Source organism: Gordonia sp. NB41Y, from assembly GCF_030718915.1.
Classification (GTDB): domain Bacteria; phylum Actinomycetota; class Actinomycetes; order Mycobacteriales; family Mycobacteriaceae; genus Gordonia; species Gordonia desulfuricans.
In genome coordinates this window covers 3,785,103-3,804,798 of sequence record NZ_CP132196.1, presented here as the reverse complement: position 1 = coordinate 3,804,798, position 19,696 = coordinate 3,785,103, and the positions used below count along the sequence as shown (strand labels likewise).

Genomic DNA, 19,696 nt, shown 5'->3' with positions numbered 1-19,696 from the left:
GTGAGTGCGTCACTTCTCCTCGTCGCGGCGGTGTCACTCGCCATCGCCGCCGTGTGCCGCCACTTCCGGTTGTCGGCACCGCTGGTGCTGGTCGCGGTCGGTCTGGGTATCGGGTGGATCCCGGGGCTGCCCAGCGCCACCCTCGATCCCGAGTTCGTGCTGTTCGTGATCCTGCCGCCCCTGTTGTATTCGGCCGCCCAGGACAGCTCCTACCAGGACATCCGCGCCAGCGGACGGGCCATCGGCCTGCTCGCGGTGGGCCTGCCCCTGTTCACGACGCTGCTGGTGGGGCTGGTCGCGTGGGGTGCGGTCCCGCACCTGCCGTTGGCGGCGGCGCTGGTCCTCGGCGCGGTGGTGGCCCCACCGGATGCGGTGTCGGCGCAGGCGATCGGGCGCCGGGTGGGCCTGCCCCGGCGCCTGATGACGCTGCTCGGCGGGGAGAGTCTGCTCAACGACGCGACCGCACTGACCGCACTGCGGGTGGCGGTGGCCGCCGCGATCGGTGCCACCACCACCGTCTGGGACGGGGTCGCCACCTTCCTGCTGGCGGCGGTGGGCGGTGTCGTCGTGGGCCTGGCGATCGGTTATCTGACCGGCTGGGTACGCAACTGGCTCACCGATCCGACGCTGGAGACCGCGATCGGCATCATGGTCCCGTTCGGCACCTACTTCGTCGCCGAGGAGCTGCACACCTCCGGGGTGATCGCGGTGGTCACCGCGGGCCTGCTGCTCGGTCAGCGGTCGCTGCGGGTCGGCTATGCCACACGGCTGCAGGACGAGTCGGTCCGCAAGTCGATCGACGCGCTGCTCGAGTCCTTCGTGTTCCTGCTGATCGGATTGCAGCTGCCCGACCTGGTGCGGGGGCTGGCCGGGGAATCGTGGGCGCACATCGCCGTCGACTCCGTACTGGTGCTGGCCACGGTGATCGTGGCCCGCCTGCTCTGGGTGTATCCGGCGACGTATCTGCCGCGCCTGCTGTCGCGGTCCATCCGGGAGGCCGAGCCCCCGCCCACACCGGCGTCGGTGTTCATCGTCGGCTGGGCCGGGATGCGCGGGGTGGTGTCCCTCGCGGCGGCCGCGACCATCCCGCTCACCACCCAGTCCGGGGAGGCGTTCCCGGCGCGCGCGGAGGTCTTGTTCCTGACGTTCGTGGTGGTGGTCGGCACGTTGGGGTTGCAGGGCACCACCCTGCCGTGGCTGATCCGGCGTCTCGGGGTCGCCGACGACGACACCGCCGCCGATCGGCTCACCTATGCCGCGGCACAGGACCGTGCCTCCCGCGAGGCCGAACTCCGGCTCGACGAGATCGAGGCCGCCATGGCGCCCGACGACGTACGCCGGCACCAGATCGGAATGCTGCGCAAATGGGTGACCACACAACGCAATACCGCCTGGGAGGAGCTCGGTCGCGGCCCGGACACGATCGGCGAGAGCCCGACCGCCGCGGCCAACCGGATCCGGATCGAACTGCTGCAGGTGCAGCGCAAGGTGTTCGTCGAGGAACGGCGCGCCGCCCGGATCGACGACGAGGTGTTCCGAAAGGCCATGCGGCGCCTGGACTTCGCCGAGGGGCTCACCGACCGCGGCGACAGCTGAACCTCTACCCGACCGGCGCGGTCGTCCCGGCCACGGCGGGTTCACCGATCTCGGCGAGCTCGTAGACCTCGGTCTCGGCGGCACGACCCCGCAGCGTGACGGTCTCCAGTTCCCGCCAGCGTGCCGCCTCGTGCGCGGCGGCGGCGGCGATCGTCCGTCCGGATGCCAACGGGCGGCGCGGATCCCGCTTCGCCAGTTCCGACAGCCGGGCGCTCTCGTTGACCGGGTCGCCGATCACGGTGAACTCGAATCGTTCGATCGCACCGACGTTCCCGGCCACCACCGGCCCGTGACCCACGCCGATTCCCGCCGACAGCTCCGGCACCTCGACGGCCAGCCGGTCGGCGATCTCGCGGGCGGTCGCGAGTGCGGCACCGGCACTGTCGGGCAACGAGATCGGGGCACCGAAGACCGCCAGCACGGCGTCGCCCTCGAATTTGTTGACCAGGCCGCGATGGGTGTCGACGGCATCGACGATCACCGCGAAGAACCGGTTGAGGATCTCCACCACCTCGGTGGGGGTGCGTTCGGCAGTCAGCCGGGTGGAGCCGATCACGTCGACGAACATCGCCGCCACCACCCGCTCGGTGCCACCGAGCTCGGGATCGGAGGCCAGCGCGGCCTCGGCGACGTCGCGGCCCACGTGCCGGCCGAACAGATCCCGCACGCGTTCGCGTTCGCGCAGCCCGCCGACCATGGAGTTGAATCCCGCCTGCAGGTCGCCGAGTTCGGTGCCGTCGTAGACGACGAGTTCGGCGTCGTCGAGGTCACCGGCCTGCACCCGCTGCATCCCGGTGCGCACGCTGCGGATCGGTCCGGTGATGCTCAGACTCGACAGCACGGTCAGGATCAGTCCGGTCGACAGTGCCGTCACCGCCAGCACCGCCACCCCGACGAACATGTCGAGCTTGCTGGTCTCGTCCCGGAACGCCCCGAACAGCACCACCAGCAGGATGCCGGCCACCGGGATCGCCGAACCCACCAGCCACGACACGAACGACCGGCTGCGCACCCCGCTGCCCCGCCGGCGCCGGCCGTATCCGGCGCTGATCAGTTCGGCGGCCACCGGCCGCATCGCGAACTCGATCAGCAGATACGAGACGGCCACCACGACCACCCCGCTCATCCCCACCACGAACAGCACCTTGGGGATCAGATGCGGGTGGATGATCCCGTAGCAGAGGGTGAACAGGATGACCGCGCCCAGCCACAGCAGACCCTGGATCCCGATCAGCCAGCGCGGTGCCCGGCGGGCCCGACGTGCGTCCCGCGCAGTGGGCCGTCGGTCCCGGATGGCCCACTGCAGGTCACGGACGACGATCACGGTGCCCGCGCCGATCCCGACCACGAAGGCCGCCACCACGTACACCGGCACGGTGATGAAGTTCACCCACCACAGGTCGGCCACGAACACCGACGGTTCGGGGATGCCGACCGAGGCGAGGGCGATCGCGACGATCGCCCCGACGAGGTTGGCGATCACCAGGGATGCGGTGAGCACCGTCTGCACCCGCAGCCGCTGCACGAAGCCGCTGTCGGTGCTGGAGCCGAGCAGAATCGATCCGTAGTCCCGTGTCCCCCGCGCACCGAGCATGCAGACACTGTGTCACAGCGGCGACGCACGTAGGCGACGCCACCGATTCCGGTGGGCATCCGGGCAACCCGGACATCGGGGCGTGTCTCGCCCTAGACTCTGCCCATGGCGTCGACAGCTCTGGGGCAGCGGCCACCGGAGGACATGCGCCTGGCCGTGGTCACCGACCTGCGGGCCGCCCTCACCGGCGCGGTTCCGGCAGCGGCCCCGGGGTCGGTCGTCACCGCCGGTCCGGGAACCGGCAAATCCCATCTGCTGCGGGAGCTGACCGCGTCGCTGCCCGGTACGGTGCGTCGCGCGTGCGCCGACGAACTGTCCTGGCGCCGGCCGTTCGACGTGGCCTGCACCCTGCTCGGGGTCGCCGCCCCCGATCCGGTCCCGGAGGGTTTCGAGGACACCCTGCTCGATCGCGTGGACGAGATGTGTGCGTCGGACCGGCTGACCCTCGTCGTCGACGACGCCCACAACGCCGACGCGGCGAGCCTGGAGATGCTGGGGCGGCTGGTCGACGCCGCCGCCGACCTTCCGCTGGTGTTGCTGCTGGCGCGTCGTCAGCTCCCCCGGCGCACCATGCTCGAACAGTTCGTCGCACGCCGGTCGGTGCGCGAGTGGACGTTGCCGGCGATGACCGACGATGCCGTGACCGTGATGGCCACCGAGGTCCTGGGTGCCGCCCCGGATGCGGCGCTGACCGCACTGCTGGCCACCGCCGGCGGCAACCCGATGCACGCCCTGACCCTGCTGCGCGGACTGCAACGCTCCGGTGAGCTGACCGTCGAGCAGGGCCGCGCCACCACCGGGCACACCGACGCCGGGACCGCGCTCGCCGACGTCCGCGACGTCGTCGGAACCCATCTGGCGCTGCTCGATCCCCGGGCCACCGACCTCCTCCGCAAACTCGCGGTCTGGGGCGGCCCAGCCACCCTGCCCGATCTCGCGGCCCTCGACGCCTCACCGCCGGTGGCGCTGGTGGCCGCCGCCCAGTCCGCCGTCGACGCGGGGGTGATCGCGATCAGCGACAGCGGACAGCTGTCGTTCACCCACGATCTGTACGCCGAGGTCGTCTACGCCCGCCTGGCCCCGGCCCTGCGATCGGTGCTGCACGAGGCGATCGCCGGGCTGCAGCGCACCCGCGGTGCCCATCAGCTGGTGGCCCATCACGTCCTCGCCGCAGATCTCGACGACGCCGCCGGGGTGTCCGACGCCGTGCGCCGCGCCGAGGAGGACCTGGTGAACACCCCGGCGGTCGCCGTCGACCTGCTCGATTCGGTGGGGGACCGGCCCGGGGCACCGACACCGGGCATCCGACTCGGACTGGCCAAGGCCCTGGCACGGACCGGCCAGCTCCGGCGCGCCTCCGAGGTCGCGGCCGAGGGGGTCGGCATCACCACCGACATCGACGAGCTCGCCATGCTGCTCCGAATCCAGATGTTCACCCTGATCGCACAGGGACGGACCGCCGAGGCGCGCAGACTCATCGTGGAGACCCTCGAGCTGCCGGTCGGCGACGCCGCCGAACGCACCCTGCGGGACCTCCTCGCCTACCTGGGAATCCTGGAGGGCGGCGCCGCGGTCCCGGAGTCGCCGTTCGACACCGCCACCTCGCCGACGGGTCTGGTGACCGAGGCGTTGCGGCAGTTCCTGCGGGGCGAGTTCACCGGCTGTCTGGAACTGGCGATGGAGGCCTCCCGCCTGGAGGGCGCCGCCCCCGACACCGATCGCGCGGTCACCACCTCCGCCGACATCTGGCCACCGCTGATCGAGTTATACGCCAACGGCCCCCGGGCCGCGGCCACCCTGCTCGACCACGTCACGCAGTTACGCACCGACCGCGGCACCAACTGGATGACCAGCTATCACGAATTCACTTCCGGTGGAATCGAATTGATCGCCGGACGCCTCTCCGACGCAGCCGCCCGGTTCGACGCCGGTTTCGAGCATCTCGGCGCCACCGAGATGGGCTGGACCTCCCTGGCGCAGGCCGGCCGCGCCCTGGTCGACATCCATCGGGGCGAACTCGGTGCCGCGGCAACACGACTCGACGAGTACACGGCGTCGGGTCTTCCCCACCAGTTCGGCATCCCCACCGTGACGGCCACCCACTCGGCCCTACTCGAGGCGCTGCGCCGACTCCGTCCGGCGGCCACCGAGGCCGCCGCGGCGTGGCGCCGGGCACGCGAGCTGAACCTGTACGGCTGGATGCCGATGGTGGTCCTGCAGACCACGCGGATCGCGCTCCGCGCACACGACGACGACCTGATCTGCGATATCCGCGAAGGCATCTCGGCGCTGCCCCGTCCACTTCCGGCCGCTGCCACCGGCGTCCTGCTGGCCGACGCCCTCTGCGCGACGGCCCAGGGCGAGGTCCCGCCGGCACCGGTCACCGAGCTGGCGATCACGGCGGCCACCGGGGCACGCGAGATGGGCGACCGGTTGGGCGCGGCCTCGGCCTGGGAGGAGGGGGCATGTGCGGCCGCGGCCCTCGGCGACAAGACCACCGCCAAGGACCTGGGGATTCGCGCGTTGTCGGTGACCCAGGAGATGGGCGCGGTGACCTCGTCCACCCGGATCAGTTCCCGGCTGCGCGCCCTGGGCCTGCGGCTCGACCCGAAGGCGGTGCGTGATCGGCCCCGGACCGGCTGGGACAGTCTCACCCGGTCGGAGGTCACCGTCGCCGAACTCGTCGCCGACGGATTGAGCGGGCCGGAGATCGCCCAGCGCCTCGTCCTGTCCCGCCGGACGGTGCAGACACATGTGTCGCACGCGCTGACCAAACTGGGGCTGCGGACCCGGGTGGAACTGGCCGCGCTGGTCGTGGCCCGTCGGCATCGAGGCTGACCGGCGGAAGGGAGGCTGACCGGCGGCAGGGAGCCGGCCCGGGATGGCACCAAAACCTCGGTCAGCACACCGATTGCCGCACCCGCGCAGCGGAGGACAGTGGTCATCACCGGACATCACCGCGTCGACTGCCCCGCCACATGCCGGACAGCACCACCGAAAGGTACGGCCATGACCAGCCCCACACGCCCCGCCCCCGTGGACCTCGCCCACCACTCGCATCTCACCGGGGTCTATGCCCCGCAACGCACCGAGGTCGACGTCGACGACCTCCCGGTCACCGGAAGCCTGCCGGAGTCACTGCGCGGCAGCTATCTGCGCAACGGCCCCAACCCGCGGTTCGATCCGATCGGCTCCTACGTCTATCCCCTCGACGGCGACGGCATGGTGCATGCCATCTCCCTCGCCGACGGGAAGGCCGCCTACCGCAACCGGTTCGTCCGGACACCGATGGTGATCGCCGAAGAGGCTGCCGGACAAGCGATCTGGTCCGGGATCACCGACGGGCACACCCCGTCGGTGGCCGAGGTGGGCCCCGACCTCGCCGGCACCGTCCGCGAACTCCCCGACATCAACATCGTCTCCCACGCCGGCCGGCTGATGGCCATGGCCGAGGCCGACCGCCCCTACCTGCTCGCCCCCGCCGATCTCGCGACGCTGGCCCGCACCGACTGCGACGGCGCCATGCGGGTCGGCAGCACCGCCCACCCCAAGATCGATCCGGTCACCGGTGAGCTGGTGCTGTTCAACTACGGGCTCGAGGCCCCGTTCCTCACCTGGTCGGTGATCGGCCCCGACGGGTCGGCGGTGCGCACCCCCACCCCGGTCGAGGGACTCGACACCCCGACGATGATCCACGACATGGCGCTCACCGAGCGCTACATCGTCCTGTTCGTCTGCCCGCTGCGGTTCGATCTGGTGGCCGCGATGACCGGTGGTTCCCTGCTGTCGTGGCGCCCCGACGACGGCACCCGGATCGCGCTCATCCCCCGCGACGGCGGTCCGGTCCGGTGGCTGACCATGGACCCGATCTGGGTGTGGCATTTCGCGAACGCCTTCGACAACCCGGACGGCTCGGTCACCGTCGACTACGTCGAGTGGACCTATCCGAACGGATTCACCGACGATCCGCGGCGCGACACCTCGGCGCTGGTCCGGGCCCGGCTCGACCCGAACGGCCCGGTCACCCGCACCACGATCAGCGAGAAGGCGGTGAACCTCGAGTTCCCCCGCGTCGACGACCGGTTGCTCACCCGGGATCATCACCGTGTCGCGACGGTCGCCAAGGGACCCGGCGACTCCGGCGACCTCGACAGCCTGTGGTTCCACGACCTGCAGGCGGGCACCGAGACGTGCTGGACCCCGGGGGTGGCGATCGGCGAGCCGATCTTCATCCCGAGCGCCGACGGCGACCTGTGGGGTGCGATCGGCACCGACCCGGAGTCGATGCGGTCACGGTTCTACCTGCTCGCCGCCGACGACCCGGCGGCCGGCCCGGTCGCGACGGTGGATCTGCCGATCCGGGTACCGGCCGGACTGCACGGGGCGTGGCTGCCCGCATGAGGCAGGCCGCCCGCGTACGTCCGACGGTGCGGGTCCGGGGTCAGACGATCTCGCGGCGCACGATCGTCTGATCGCGGCCCGGGCCGACGCCGATGCACGAGATGTGCGCGCCGGACAGTTCCTCGAGACGCAGGACGTAGTCCTGGGCGTTCTTCGGCAGGTCCTCGAAGCTCTTGCAGCCGGAGATGTCCTCCCACCATCCGGGCATGTACTCGTAGACCGGCTTGGCGTGATGGAACCCGGTCTGCGTCATCGGCATGTCCTCGACCCGCTCGCCGTCGACCTCGTAGGCCACGCAGATCGGCACCTGCTCGACGCTGGAGAGCACGTCGAGCTTGGTCAGGAAGTAGTCGGTGATGCCGTTGACGCGGGTCGCGTAACGCGCGACGACGGCGTCGAACCAGCCGCAGCGGCGGGCACGGCCGGTGGTGACACCCACCTCGCCGCCGGTCTTGGCCAGGTAGGAACCCCACTCGTCGAACAGTTCGGTCGGGAACGGACCCGACCCGACGCGCGTGGTGTAGGCCTTCAGGATGCCGAGCACGGTGGTGATCCGGTTGGGGCCGATACCGGCACCCACCGCGGCGCCGCCTGCGGTCGGGTTGGACGACGTCACGTACGGGTAGGTGCCGTGGTCGACGTCGAGCAGGGTGCCCTGCGAACCCTCGAGCAGCACGGTCTCACCGCGTTCGAGGGCCTGGTTGAGCAGCAGCCGGGTGTCGGCGATGCGGTGCTTGAAGCTCTCGGCCTGTCCGAGCACCTCGTCGACCACCTGGGCGGGGTCGAGGGCGCGGCGGTTGTAGATCTTGACCAGGATCTGGTTCTTGAGCTCGAGGGCCGCCTCGACCTTCTGGGTCAGGATCTTCTCGTCGAGGACGTCGGCCACGCGCACGCCGACGCGGGCGATCTTGTCCTGGTAGCAGGGGCCGATGCCACGGCCGGTGGTACCGATCTTCTTGTTGCCGAGGAAGCGCTCGGTGACCTTGTCGATGGCCACGTGGTACGGCATCAGCAGGTGTGCGTCGGCGGAGATCATCAGGCCGGTGGTGTCGACATCACGGTCCTCGAGACCGCCCAGCTCGGTCAGCAGCACACCCGGGTCGACGACGACACCGTTGCCGATGACGTTGTTCACGCCCGGCGTGAGGATGCCGGACGGGATCAGGTGGAGCGCAAAGGTCTCACCATTGGGCAGCACGACGGTGTGCCCGGCGTTGTTACCGCCCTGGTAGCGGACCACCCACTGCAGCGCACCGCCGAGTAGGTCGGTGGCCTTTCCCTTGCCCTCGTCACCCCACTGGGCTCCGATAAGCACGATCGCGGCCATGGACTCCCACTCCCCTTCATGATCGGAAATGATTCTGACTGTCGGCACAGTCCGAACCGGGACAACCCTACTTGTTCGGGTCGGTCGATACGCTATGCGCATGTCGTTTGTGCTCATCGCGTCGTCCGAGGTGCCCGCGACGACGGCCTCCCCACGCGCCGTCCGCGACGAGGTGAAGGCCCGTATCGCCGACCCGGCGGTGAGCCGGCTGATCGTCACCGCCGGACCCGACGACACCCACCCGGACCGCTTCTTGTCGCAGGTCATCGCGGTGTTGATGCGGGCCGAACGCCTCGACGTCGAGGTCGGATACGCCCCCGGTCAGCCCACCGAGACCACCGCCGTCTACCGGCTCCCGCACGGCGCGGCGGCCCGCGAGCTCGCCGAACAGGGAACCGCCGTGCGCCTCCCGCTGATCCGCGACGACGCCGCCACCGTGCTGCTCGGCAGTGCCCGGCACCTCGGCGCCGAGGGCGCCCGGCTGCACGGCGAGAGCTACGTCGACGATCACCGGCTGTTCTCCGGGACCGTCTCCGGCATCCGGATCGAACCCACCCGCGAGCTCCCCGGGCTGCGCGCGAGGCTGGAGGCACCCGCCGGATGGCGCCGGCTGTGGCGCCGCGAACCCTGGTATCCGGGGCGGGCGGTGCAGACCGGTGGCAGCAATCTGGTCGTCGAACGCGAGGGCGCGCTGACCGAACGCGCGGTGAAGCGGTCGACGTTCTACCGTCATGACGTGGATCTGAAGCTGGTGTGCCGATGAGCGGCCTCGAACAGGGCGGCGCCCGCCGCACCCCGTCGCTGTCCCAGGTGGTGCGCGCGGTGGCGCCGAGCTGGGTGTTCCTGGCGCTGATCGCCGTCGCCGGGGTCGGGGCATGGCTGTGTGTGGACGCCGGCCTGGAACGCACCTCGACCACCGCCACCATCGGCACCGTGCTGCTGGTGCTGGCCGGCTGGGTGATCTCGCTGTGTCTGCACGAGTTCGCACACGCGGTGACCGCGTACCGCTTCGGCGACCACAACGCCGAACTCCGCGGATATCTCACCCTCAATCCGCTGCGCTACACCCATCCGGGGCTCTCGCTGGGCCTGCCGCTGCTGATCATCCTGCTCGGCGGCATCGGCTTCCCCGGCGGCGCGGTGTACCTCGACGAGCGCGGCTTCAGCCGGGGCCAGCGCACCACCGTCGCGCTGGCCGGTCCGGTGATGAACCTGCTGCTGGCATTCATCCTGCTGACCGTGATCCGGGCCTTCGGACCGTTCGCCGAGACCCCGTTCGGCGTGTTCTTCGTCTCCGACCACCTGATCACCCTGTGGTCGGCGCTGGCGATGCTGGCGTTCCTGCAGATCACCGCGGCGATCCTGAACCTGATCCCGATGCCCGGATTCGACGGATACGGCGCGATCGAGCCCTATCTGTCGGCGCAGGCACGCCAGACCGCCGCCAAGATCGCGCCCTACGGCTTCCTGATCATCTTCGCGTTGCTGTTCATCCCGCAGCTGAACCGAGTGTTCTTCGACATCGTGTTCTGGTTCTTCGACCTGTCCGGCGTACCGTCACAGCTGGCCGGGTGGGGATGGAACACCTTCCTGTTCTGGCGGTGACCGCGCCCTCAGGCGCGTGAGGCCGACGTCCCCAGGTTCACCTCGATCACCGATCCGGTGGTGTTGCCGGGATCGTCGACCAGATACATCACCGCCCGGGTCACCTCCTCGGGTTGCAGCCACGGCACCCCCTGCGGGCTCAGGCCGGCGAAGATCGCCCGCGCGTCGTCGGCGGTGGGGTTGGCCAGGTCGGGCCGGAAGTGCTTGAGCGACGCGGGATTGAGCACCATCGGGGTGTCCACCGTGGTGGGGCAGACGACGTTGGCGGTGATGCCATAGGCACCCACCTCCAGGGCCACCGACTTGATGAAGCCGATGATCCCCCACTTGGTGGCGGCATAGTGCGACAGATCCCGCATGCCGCCGCGGCCGGCACCCGACGACACCCCGACGATGCGCCCGTGCCGGTGCTGTTTCATCACCGAGACGACGGCCCGCACACAGTGGAAGGTGCCGCTCAGATTGGTCGCGACCATGTCGTCCCACTGCGCGGTGGTCATGGTGTCGACCGGGTTGAACGCGCAGATCCCGGCATTGGCGACCAGGATGTCGAGACGGCCGTGGTCGGTGCGGACCTGCCCGACGAGTTCGTTCACGGCGTCGGCGTCGCGCACGTCGACCACCGCCGTCGTGGCCTTGCCGCCGGCGTCGGCGATCGCGGCGGCGGTGGCCTCCAGCTCGGCGGAGGTACCCAGCGGATACGGGATCGTGTCGATCTGACCGGCGATGTCGGTGACGATCACATGGGCACCCGCCCGGGCGAGCGCCAGGGCATGGGCCCGGCCCTGTCCGCGCGCGGCCCCGGTCACCCAGGCGACCTGTCCGTCGAGATCGGTCATCGTTCCTCCTCGAATCCGTAAGTGGTGATCGCGTTGTCGGCGTAGAACCGCTGCAGATCACCCGGCGCACCCGCACCGAGAACGGTGTCGAGGGCGTGTTGGAGGTCGGTGTGGGTACCGGCCATGTGCTCGATCGGGATGTTGCTGCCGAAGATCACCCGATCCCAGCCGAAGGCCTCCAGCGCGGGTTCGAGCCACGGCCGCAACGCCTCCGCCGACAGCTCTCCGGTGACCATGCCCAGGCCCGAGAGTTTGCAGCGGGCCGCGGTCTCCCGAGCGCAGGTGGTGACGGCCGTGCGCCAGCAGGCATGTGCGGCGGGGTCGGTGCCGTCCGGCCAACCGGTGTGCTCGAGGACCGTGGTGAGCCCGTCGAATGCCGAGATCGTCCGAATCCAGGCGTCCATGTCGCCGGGGTGGGTGACCAGGTCGAAGACCAGCCCGTGTTCCTCAAGCCAGCGCAGGACCGTCTGTGCCGCAGCCGATTCGGGCGGGAAGTCGTAGAGCACCCGGATGCCGCTCAGCCGGCCGGTGATCGCGAGCTGTGCGTCGAGGTCGGCGATGATCTCCGACGACGAGCCCTGCGGGTCGACCGTGCCGACGAACCGCATGTCCACCCCGGCGCGGTCGGCGAGATCGGCAACCCACCGCAGTTCGTCGTGGTGGGCCTGCGGTGCGGTGACCGCCGAGACGTGGACGAACCCGTCGACGCCCGCGGTTGCGCCATCTCGCCGATAGTCCTCGAGCAGGAAGGTCGGGAACATGTCGGGGTCGCCGAGGTCGGCGGCCATCGCCGCCAGCCCCGGATACCAGGGGTTGGCGCGGTCCCAGAGGTGGACATGCGCGTCCACGACACGGCGCGGGGCAGGGCGGGGGCCCCCGGGGCGATCAGGCATGACGTCCTTTCGTTCGATATGCCCACATCGTGACCGCTCGATCGTCGAGAACACCAAGACCAAACCGCGATCGATCTAGCATCGAGAGATGCTGGATGTGTCGCTCCGTGAGCTCGAGTACGTGGTGGCGGTCGACGCCGAGCGGAACTTCACCCGTGCGGCACGCGACCTGCACATGGCCCAGCCGGCGTTGAGCCAGGCGATCATCCGGCTCGAGCGCCGCCTGGGCGTGTCACTGTTCGAGCGGACGAGCCGGCGGGTGGAGACCACCCGGGCCGGGGAGACCCTCGCCCGCGAGGCCCGCGACATCCTCGAACGGGTTCGCGCGGCGGTCCGCGAGACCACCACCGTGGGTCGCCCCGAGCTCACCGTGCACGTGAAAGAGCCTGCGCTGCAGACACCCCGGCGCCTGTTGGGTGCGGTGCGGGCCGCACATCCGCAACTGGCGCTGCATCAGACCACGCTGCCCGAGTCCACCGCCGACCACCACGAACCGGGTGGCCATGTCTCGCTCACTCTCGGTCCGCCCCGGTCCGACGACGAGGCCTTCACCGGCGAGCTGCGCTCCATCCCGATGCGTGCCGAGCGCGTCGGAATCCTGTTGTCCCCGCGACATCCGCTGGCCGGCACCGGGCCACGCCCCACCGATCCCGTGTGCGCCGCCGCGATCGCGCCGCATCTGCTGGTGTCCATCGACGACCGACTGAGTCGATGGAACGACTGGGTGACCGGCTGGTTCGCGAGCCATCGTCGCCGCCCGCGCTGGACGGCGTCGACGGTGTTCGGGATCGTGGCCGGCAGCGACATGGTGGCCGACGGCAGCTGCGTCCTCATCTGCCTGGAATCGGTCGCCGACGACGCCGGACCCGAATTCTGCTGGCGCCCACTCGGTCCGACGATCGAGGTGACCTGGATGCTCAATTGGCATGCCGGCCGGTCGGATTCACCGGAACTCACCGCGGGCGTGAACGCGATGCGGGCGTATGCCCGCGACGAGGGCTGGCTTCGGGGCCAGCCCACCGACGGCCAATGACGAAGGCACCCGAGGGAAATCCCTCGGGTGCCTTCGTTGTTCAGCTGTTGCCGCGATCCGGATGCGGCGGTGATTCAGATGCGATGGACGATCACTCGTCGGTATCGGCAGCGTCGTCGGCAGCGGTGGCCGGGGCCTTCTTGGCGGGGGCCCGCTTGGCGGCGATCTTCTTGGCCGGCGAGGCCTTGGCGGTGCGCGCCTTGCCCTCCACGGTCCCTGCGGCACCGTCGATCTTGGCGGCGGCGGCAGCGGACTGCTCCTTGATGTCGGCACCGGCTGCGGCGGCGGCCTCGGCGGCGTCGTCGAGGCGCTCACCGATCTCGAGGGCGGCCTCGTCGACGACGTCACCGATCTTGTCGGCGGCCTCGGCCAGGTCGTCGGAGACCTCACCGGCGCGAGCGCCGACCAGGCCGGCGATCTTGGCGGCCTGCTCACCGACGGAGCGGGTCTGGTGCGAGACCACACCGAGGGCGTCCTCGGTGATGTCGACGGCGTCGTTGTAGGTCTTCTCGGCGCGGGTCAGACCCTCCTGCAGCAGCGGCTGACGCCAGAGACGCTCGACGGTCTCCTCGCCGCGCTCGGCGAGCGAGTTGTACAGGGTGGTGGCGAGCTCCACGTAGGGCTCGGCGATCTTGCGGAGCTCTTCGGGGCTGAGCTTGGCGCGGAGCTCCTCGATGGCCGAGGGCACCTCGTCGGGCAGGCCCGCAACCTTGGTGCGGGTCTCCTCGAACCGCGAGGTCGCGGTGTCGGTGACGGATTCGGTGCGCTCGCGCAGCTGGGCGACGGCCTCGGTGACCTGCGAGACGGCAAGGTCCCCGGCGCCGATGACGGCGTAGAACGGCTGGGTGAGGGTACGGTCGGCGGTGGTCATGGCGGGCCTCCTTGATTCGGGTTCTCCACCAGTATCCATGTTCTGCTAGCAATTGCAAGCACTTTGTTAGCAGCGTCTCTCCGGCACGCTCCACCCGGAGCCGGACAAAGCGGTCGACCCGGGCCCCGGTGACCTCACGGACACCATCGGTCCACGTCAGCGACCGGTTGCGTTCTCCGCATAGACATGGAAACCGCGGCCCGACTTCTTCCCGAGCCGGCCGTCGGCCACCATCCGACGCAGCAGGGCCGGTGGCGCATACAGCGGCTCGTCGAACTCCGCGTGCATCTTCTCGGCGATCGCGACGACGGTGTCGAGACCGATCAGATCGGCCAGCCGCAGCGGCCCCATCGGATGCGCGCACCCGAGCACCATGCCCTTGTCGATGTCCTCGACGGAGGCGAATCCGCTCTCGGCCATCCGGATCGCCGACAGCAGATACGGGATCAGCAGGGCGTTGACGATGAAGCCCGATCGGTCTCCCGAGTGGATCACCTGTTTGCCCAGCACGTCGTTGGCGAAGGCCTCGGCACGGGCGCCGACCTCCGGCGCGGTCGCCGCCGTGGTGACCATCTCGACCAGCGGCAACACCGGGACCGGATGGAAGAAGTGCAACCCGATCACCCGGTCCGGATGGCGTGTGGCCGCCCCCAGCGTCACGATCGGGATCGACGATGTCGCCGAGGCGAGCACGGCATGCGAATCGGCGACCACGGCGTCGAGCCGGGCGAAGATCTCGGTCTTGACCGCATCGTCCTCGACGACGGCCTCGCACACCAGCTGCCGGTCGGCGAAGTCCTCGAGGTCGGAGCAGAAGCGCAGCCGCCAGGCCGCCTGTTCCCGTTCACGTTCGGTGAGCGCACCGCTGGAGACACCCCGGTCGAGCGAGCGCAGGATGCGCGTGCGGCCGGCCAGCGCGCTCTCCCGGGTGGGTTCGTAGACCAGGACGTCGGCGTGCGCCCGGGCGCAGACCTCGGCGATACCCGCACCCATCTGCCCGGCACCGATCACGCCGACCCGGCTGATCTTCTCGCCCGGGCGCGCGGTGTTCTCGCTGGGCACGGTCGACTCCTCACGGTCGGGTGGACAGGACTCGAGTGGACGGGAGCCGGCTGGTCGGGACTCACCGACAGACCGGTCCCCGGATAGCGAAAAGCCCGGGGCGAGCGGGAGTTTCCCCACTCGCCCCGGGCTGTCAGTCACGCGTGGCGTCTCGCCGGGCGAGTTCCTAGTGGAACTGGCCTTCCTCGGTCGAGCCCTTCAGGGCTGCGGTCGAGGTGTTCGGGTCGACGGTGGTGGCGATCCGGTCGAAGTAGCCGGCGCCGACCTCACGCTGGTGCTTGGTGGCGGTGTAGCCGCGCTCCTCGGCAGCGAACTCGCGCTCCTGCAGGTCGACGTAGGCGGTCATCTGGTTGCGGGCGTAGCCGTAGGCCAGATCGAACATCGAGTAGTTGAGGGCGTGGAAGCCGGCCAGGGTGATGAACTGGAACTTGAAGCCCATCGCGCCGAGCTCGTTCTGGAACTTCGCGATGGTCGAGTCGTCCAGGTGCTGCTTCCAGTTGAACGACGGCGAGCAGTTGTAGGCCAGGAGCTGGTCGGGGAACTCGCTCTTGACGGCCTCGGCGAACTTGCGGGCCAGCTCGAGATCGGGCTTGCCGGTCTCCATCCAGATCAGGTCGGCGTAGGGAGCGTATGCCTTCGCACGGGCGATGCAGGGCTCAATGCCCTTCTGCACGTTGTAGAAGCCCTCGGAGGTGCGCTCACCGGTGACGAACGGCTTGTCGCGATCGTCGACGTCGGAGGTGATCAGGGTCGCGGCCTCGGCATCGGTACGGGCGATGACGACGGTCGGGGTGTTCGCGACGTCGGCGGCCAGACGAGCCGAGGTCAGGGTGCGGATGTGCTGCTGGGTGGGGATGAGCACCTTGCCACCGAGGTGGCCGCACTTCTTCTCCGAGGCGAGCTGATCCTCCCAGTGGGTACCGGCGGCACCCGCGGCGATCATGGCCTTCTGCAGCTCGTAGACGTTGAGGGCGCCACCGAAGCCGGCCTCACCGTCGGCGACGATCGGCACCAGCCAGTTGTCCACCGAGTCGTCGCCCTCGACGGCGGCGATCTCGTCGGCGCGCAGCAGCGCGTTGTTGATGCGGCGGACCACGGCCGGAACCGAGTTGGCCGGGTACAGCGACTGGTCGGGGTAGGTGTGACCCGAGAGGTTCGCGTCACCAGCGACCTGCCAACCGGACAGGTAGATGGCCTTCAGGCCGGCGCGAACCTGCTGGACGGCCATGTTGCCGGTCAGCGCACCGAGCGCGTTGATGTAGGAGTCGTCACCCTTGGTGACACCCTCCCAGAGGATCTCGGCACCGCGACGGGCGAGGGTGTTCTCCTCGACGACCGAGCCCTGCAGATCGGCGACCTGCTGCGCGGTGTACTCGCGGGTGATGCCCTTCCAACGGGGGTTGGTGTCCCAATCCTGCTGGATCTCGGCGGCGGTACGGGGCTTTCCGACGTTGCTCATTGGCCACTTCGCTTTCGTTGTGCTGCTGCTCGGCCCAGGTGTCCGGCCGAAGGTGGTCCGCGCTGTCCGCACGAACCCTGTCTTCAGACAGCCGGGAGATGAGTGAGTGTTGTGATTTCGGGGCCGAAACGGGGTTTCGGTCTCGAGGTTTGCCAACTCTCGGTGATCCCTCGGTGTTGCCTGGGACCAAGAGTGCCATAGCCCAAACCTGCAGGTCCAGTCCCCTTTCGCTGTGAACCGAGGCGAGGATTTGGCGACAATTTGCAAAGTTTGCGAATCTGATTGTGTGAAGACGTCGGGTCGCAGCGCCAAAAAGTACGCGCGTACTGGGATTTTTCCCGGGCCCCGTCGACGTGCCCCGGAGGGCCTGGCCGGGCCGGATCGCGACACCGGACACCGGCCCAGGGCCGTCGATGTGACGACTCTCACACATCCGAGTGGTGGACCTGCCCGGTCAGCTGCGGTCGGCGGCCGCCCGGACCGCATCGCCGAAGAGCACCACGAAGTCCTCGGCGGGCATCGGTGCGCGTGCCGCCGGGGCCGCCATATCCGGGGCGGTCGCGGCGGTGGGCTCCCCCGACACCGTCAGCTGCACGGTGACCACGTTCTTCCCCGGGCGCTGGACCAGCGCATATCCGGCATAGGAGATCCGCGACTGGCGGCCACCGTCGGGCAGGGTGGTGGTGATCGCCGACGCCACGAGGTGCATCCGTTCCACCGCGTCGCGGTGCTCGGCGAGGTCCGGGTCGTCGAGGGTGGTGTACTCCGTCGTCACCCGGGTCCCGGCCATGTTGCCGTCGATGATGGTGGTCTCGGTACGCGCGCACCGGCCGGTGGTCGCCACCACGTCGGCGGCGATGTCCCGCTCGGCGGTCGTCACCAGCTCCACCAGCGTCCCGGTTCCCGAGGTGGCGGCGAGCACCGCGGCGTCGGTGCCGGACAGTTGCGGTTGCAGGGCGGCGTCGGCGGTGGGCCGGCACTGTTCGGGGACGATCGTGGTGTTCGCGGCGGCCTTCAGCGATGCCGCGTCGGCGGCGACGAGCTGGTCCACCGTCAGCGGCGAGGGCGTGAACCCGGTGGGTAGCCCGCCCGGGTCGAGGATCAGGTCGGCCGGGGCCTTGCCGACCACCGGGATCGGGGCCTGCCCCGCACCACACCCCGCGACCGCACCACCAGCGGTGATCACGGCGACCATCCCCGCCGCGACGCGCACCGCTCCCCGTCCCCCATGCACGCGCCTCACCGTACCCTGAACACGGAGGTCAACCGATGCCGACGAAGACATACGTGGGTTCACGCCTGCGCCAGCTGCGTTCCGAGCGCGGCCTCTCGCAGGTCGCCCTCGCCCAGACCCTGGAGATCTCGCCGTCGTATCTCAATCAGATCGAGCACGACGCGCGTCCGCTGTCGGCCAAGGTCCTCGCCCGGATCACCGAGACCTTCGGCGTCGACGGCGGATTCTTCGACTCGCAGGACGACGTGCGCCTGGTCGCCGAGCTCCGGGAGGTGTTGCTCGACGACGACGTCGAGGCCCCCGAGACCGCGGCCGATGCCGCCGAGATCTCCGCGATGGTCTCCGCCCACCCCGACATCGCGCAGGCGATGGTCAATCTCTACCGCCGCTACCGCAACACCACCGACCACCTCGCGGCCGCCACCGACGACCGGAACGACCGCTCCATGCGCGGGTCCATCACCGCACCCCACGAGGAGGTGCGCGACTACTTCTACCAGCGCCGCAACTACATTCACGAGCTCGACATCGCCGCGGAGGAGCTGACCACCCGCATGCGGATGCACTCCGGCGACATCCGCCGCGAGATCATGGACCGGCTCGAGAAGGTCCACGGCGTCACCATCGCCCGGCGCGTCGACCTGGGCGACTACATCCTGCACCGCTTCGATCCGGAATCCCGTCGCCTCGAGGTGTCGGCGGCACTCTCCTCGGGGCAGCGTGCCTTCAAGCTCGCCGCCGAGCTGGCCCTGCTGGAATTCGGTGACCTGATCGACGAGCAGGTGGAGGTCGGTGGGTTCACCAGCGACCAGGCACGGTCGTTGGCCCGCTACGGCCTGGCCAACTACTCCGCCGCGGCGACCCTGCTCCCCTACGCCCAATTCCACGGTGCGGCCGAGGATTTCCGCTACGACATCGAACGACTGTCGGCGTTCTACGCGGTGAGTTTCGAGACCATCTGTCACCGGCTGTCGACCCTGCAGCGGCCCAACCTGCGCGGGGTGCCGTGGTCGTTCGTCCGCGTCGACCGGGCCGGGAACATGTCGAAGCGTCAGTCGGCCACCGGTTTCCACTTCTCTTCGTCGGGCGGTACCTGCCCGCTGTGGAATGTCTACGAGACCTTCGGTTCGCCCGGCAAGATCCTGACGCAGATCGCCGAGATGCCCGACGGCCGTGAGTACTTCTGGATCGCCCGCACCGTCGAGCGTCGGGCCGCCCGATTCGGCCAGCCCGGCAAGACCTTCGCCATCGGCCTGGGATGCGAGCTACGGCACGCCGCCCGGGTGATCTACTCCGACGGCCTGGAGATCGGGCCGCAGGCCCGGATCACCGAGATCGGCGCCGGTTGCCGGGTATGCGAGCGGCAGCATTGCGCCCAACGCGCCTTCCCCGCACTGGGTTCGACACTGCGGATCACCGAGCACGGTTCGTCGGTGTCGCCCTACATGACATTGTGATCGGGCCGAGCACCGCCCCATACGATGATCGAACCGATACCCAGCGTCCACCCCCTACGATGATTGAGCCGAGACCGAGCGAAGCGAGGACTCGAGTCGAAATCTCCGCCGGCCAACGTCGCCAACGCACCCACCCCCAACGACAATCGACCCTAAATCGATTGGAGCAGTTGCTGGTTGAGCCGACGAGGAGCGAAGCGACAAGTCGAGTCGAAACCTCCGCCGCCCGACCTCCCCAACGCAACCACCACAGAGGCGGTAACGGACACACCACCCACACCAGGTTTCGACACGGGTCCTCGCCTTTGGGGCTGTTCCAAAATGG

General features: G+C 69.6%; 15 protein-coding genes. 7 read left to right on the top strand and 8 right to left on the bottom strand.

Features of this window, described 5'->3' with window-relative positions; translation table 11 throughout:
• Positions 1-1,596: a Na+/H+ antiporter gene (locus tag Q9K23_RS16405; protein ID WP_053776560.1), complete on the top strand. Its 1,596-nt coding sequence runs from the start codon at positions 1-3 to the stop codon at positions 1,594-1,596.
• A 4-nt stretch (positions 1,597-1,600) separates the two neighbouring features.
• Here the strand turns inward: Q9K23_RS16405 and Q9K23_RS16400 are convergent, their stop codons facing one another.
• Entirely contained in the window at positions 1,601-3,190 is a 1,590-nt protein-coding gene (locus Q9K23_RS16400; protein ID WP_053776559.1) for an adenylate/guanylate cyclase domain-containing protein, read from the bottom strand.
• 105 nt (positions 3,191-3,295) lie between these two features.
• On the opposite strand from Q9K23_RS16400, the gene Q9K23_RS16395 reads away from it, so the two are divergent.
• Positions 3,296-6,028 (top strand): LuxR C-terminal-related transcriptional regulator, encoded by a 2,733-nt coding sequence (locus Q9K23_RS16395; RefSeq protein ID WP_083534238.1) that lies wholly within the window; start codon positions 3,296-3,298, stop codon positions 6,026-6,028.
• A 171-nt stretch (positions 6,029-6,199) separates the two neighbouring features.
• Entirely contained in the window at positions 6,200-7,591 is a 1,392-nt protein-coding gene (locus Q9K23_RS16390) for a carotenoid oxygenase family protein (protein ID WP_053776558.1), read from the top strand.
• A gap of 40 nt (positions 7,592-7,631) precedes the next feature.
• On the opposite strand, the gene Q9K23_RS16385 is transcribed toward Q9K23_RS16390, so the two are convergent.
• Positions 7,632-8,918, bottom strand: a complete 1,287-nt coding sequence (locus Q9K23_RS16385; RefSeq protein WP_053776557.1) for an adenylosuccinate synthase — start codon at positions 8,916-8,918, stop codon at positions 7,632-7,634.
• Positions 8,919-9,018: 100 nt separating this feature from the next.
• On the opposite strand from Q9K23_RS16385, the gene Q9K23_RS16380 reads away from it, so the two are divergent.
• Together Q9K23_RS16380 and Q9K23_RS16375 are read left to right on the top strand one after the other, a co-directional pair.
• Positions 9,019-9,681 carry a hypothetical protein gene (locus Q9K23_RS16380; RefSeq protein ID WP_053776567.1) on the top strand — a complete coding sequence of 221 codons (663 nt, stop codon included), beginning with the start codon at positions 9,019-9,021 and terminating at the stop codon, positions 9,679-9,681.
• Positions 9,678-10,523 (top strand): site-2 protease family protein, encoded by an 846-nt coding sequence (locus Q9K23_RS16375; RefSeq protein ID WP_053776566.1) that lies wholly within the window; start codon positions 9,678-9,680, stop codon positions 10,521-10,523. Before Q9K23_RS16380 ends, Q9K23_RS16375 begins: the two co-directional genes overlap by 4 nt.
• 8 nt (positions 10,524-10,531) lie before the next feature.
• On the opposite strand, the gene Q9K23_RS16370 is transcribed toward Q9K23_RS16375, so the two are convergent.
• Both Q9K23_RS16370 and Q9K23_RS16365 read right to left on the bottom strand, forming a co-directional pair.
• Complete coding sequence (locus Q9K23_RS16370; protein WP_305950204.1) at positions 10,532-11,362, bottom strand: SDR family NAD(P)-dependent oxidoreductase; 831 nt, start codon at positions 11,360-11,362, stop codon at positions 10,532-10,534.
• Positions 11,359-12,255, bottom strand: a complete 897-nt coding sequence (locus Q9K23_RS16365) for an amidohydrolase family protein (RefSeq protein WP_152972638.1) — start codon at positions 12,253-12,255, stop codon at positions 11,359-11,361. The genes Q9K23_RS16370 and Q9K23_RS16365 overlap by 4 nt, the downstream gene beginning before the upstream one ends.
• 88 nt (positions 12,256-12,343) lie before the next feature.
• Here Q9K23_RS16365 and Q9K23_RS16360 point away from each other — a divergent pair, with 88 nt between their 5' ends.
• Positions 12,344-13,288 carry a LysR family transcriptional regulator gene (locus Q9K23_RS16360; protein ID WP_053776556.1) on the top strand — a complete coding sequence of 315 codons (945 nt, stop codon included), beginning with the start codon at positions 12,344-12,346 and terminating at the stop codon, positions 13,286-13,288.
• 91 nt (positions 13,289-13,379) lie between these two features.
• Here Q9K23_RS16360 and Q9K23_RS16355 read toward each other — a convergent pair whose 3' ends face one another.
• The 4 genes from Q9K23_RS16355 to Q9K23_RS16340 all read right to left on the bottom strand — a co-directional run bounded on the left by Q9K23_RS16355 (position 13,380) and on the right by Q9K23_RS16340 (position 17,914).
• The gene (locus Q9K23_RS16355) at positions 13,380-14,159 is read right to left on the bottom strand and encodes a hypothetical protein (RefSeq protein ID WP_053776555.1); all 780 of its coding nucleotides are present in this window, start codon (positions 14,157-14,159) and stop codon (positions 13,380-13,382) included.
• A gap of 156 nt (positions 14,160-14,315) precedes the next feature.
• Complete coding sequence (locus Q9K23_RS16350; protein WP_020789497.1) at positions 14,316-15,221, bottom strand: 3-hydroxybutyryl-CoA dehydrogenase; 906 nt, start codon at positions 15,219-15,221, stop codon at positions 14,316-14,318.
• A 166-nt stretch (positions 15,222-15,387) separates the two neighbouring features.
• Entirely contained in the window at positions 15,388-16,680 is a 1,293-nt protein-coding gene (aceA, locus tag Q9K23_RS16345; protein ID WP_020789498.1) for an isocitrate lyase, read from the bottom strand.
• Positions 16,681-17,134: 454 nt separating this feature from the next.
• Entirely contained in the window at positions 17,135-17,914 is a 780-nt protein-coding gene (locus Q9K23_RS16340; protein WP_261977728.1) for a hypothetical protein, read from the bottom strand.
• Between the two features lie 35 nt (positions 17,915-17,949).
• On the opposite strand from Q9K23_RS16340, the gene ramB reads away from it, so the two are divergent.
• A complete protein-coding gene (ramB, locus tag Q9K23_RS16335; protein ID WP_020792197.1) occupies positions 17,950-19,371 on the top strand; it encodes an acetate metabolism transcriptional regulator RamB in 1,422 nt (473 codons plus the stop codon).
• Positions 19,372-19,696 lie beyond the last annotated feature (325 nt).

What these genes read in the sequence shown, in the direction of transcription:
- Q9K23_RS16370 (WP_305950204.1), bottom strand. Translation starts at nt 11,362, where the DNA reads ATGACCGATCTCGACGGACAGGTCGCCTGGGTGACCGGGGCCGCGCGC.
- Q9K23_RS16380 (WP_053776567.1), top strand. Translation starts at nt 9,019, where the DNA reads ATGTCGTTTGTGCTCATCGCGTCGTCCGAGGTGCCCGCGACGACGGCC.
- Q9K23_RS16365 (WP_152972638.1), bottom strand. Translation starts at nt 12,255, where the DNA reads ATGCCTGATCGCCCCGGGGGCCCCCGCCCTGCCCCGCGCCGTGTCGTG.
- Q9K23_RS16375 (WP_053776566.1), top strand. Translation starts at nt 9,678, where the DNA reads ATGAGCGGCCTCGAACAGGGCGGCGCCCGCCGCACCCCGTCGCTGTCC.
- aceA (WP_020789498.1), bottom strand. Translation starts at nt 16,680, where the DNA reads ATGAGCAACGTCGGAAAGCCCCGTACCGCCGCCGAGATCCAGCAGGAT.
- Q9K23_RS16360 (WP_053776556.1), top strand. Translation starts at nt 12,344, where the DNA reads ATGCTGGATGTGTCGCTCCGTGAGCTCGAGTACGTGGTGGCGGTCGAC.
- Q9K23_RS16400 (WP_053776559.1), bottom strand. Translation starts at nt 3,190, where the DNA reads ATGCTCGGTGCGCGGGGGACACGGGACTACGGATCGATTCTGCTCGGC.
- Q9K23_RS16355 (WP_053776555.1), bottom strand. Translation starts at nt 14,159, where the DNA reads ATGACCACCGCCGACCGTACCCTCACCCAGCCGTTCTACGCCGTCATC.
- Q9K23_RS16395 (WP_083534238.1), top strand. Translation starts at nt 3,296, where the DNA reads ATGGCGTCGACAGCTCTGGGGCAGCGGCCACCGGAGGACATGCGCCTG.
- Q9K23_RS16385 (WP_053776557.1), bottom strand. Translation starts at nt 8,918, where the DNA reads ATGGCCGCGATCGTGCTTATCGGAGCCCAGTGGGGTGACGAGGGCAAG.
- Q9K23_RS16390 (WP_053776558.1), top strand. Translation starts at nt 6,200, where the DNA reads ATGACCAGCCCCACACGCCCCGCCCCCGTGGACCTCGCCCACCACTCG.
- ramB (WP_020792197.1), top strand. Translation starts at nt 17,950, where the DNA reads ATGCCGACGAAGACATACGTGGGTTCACGCCTGCGCCAGCTGCGTTCC.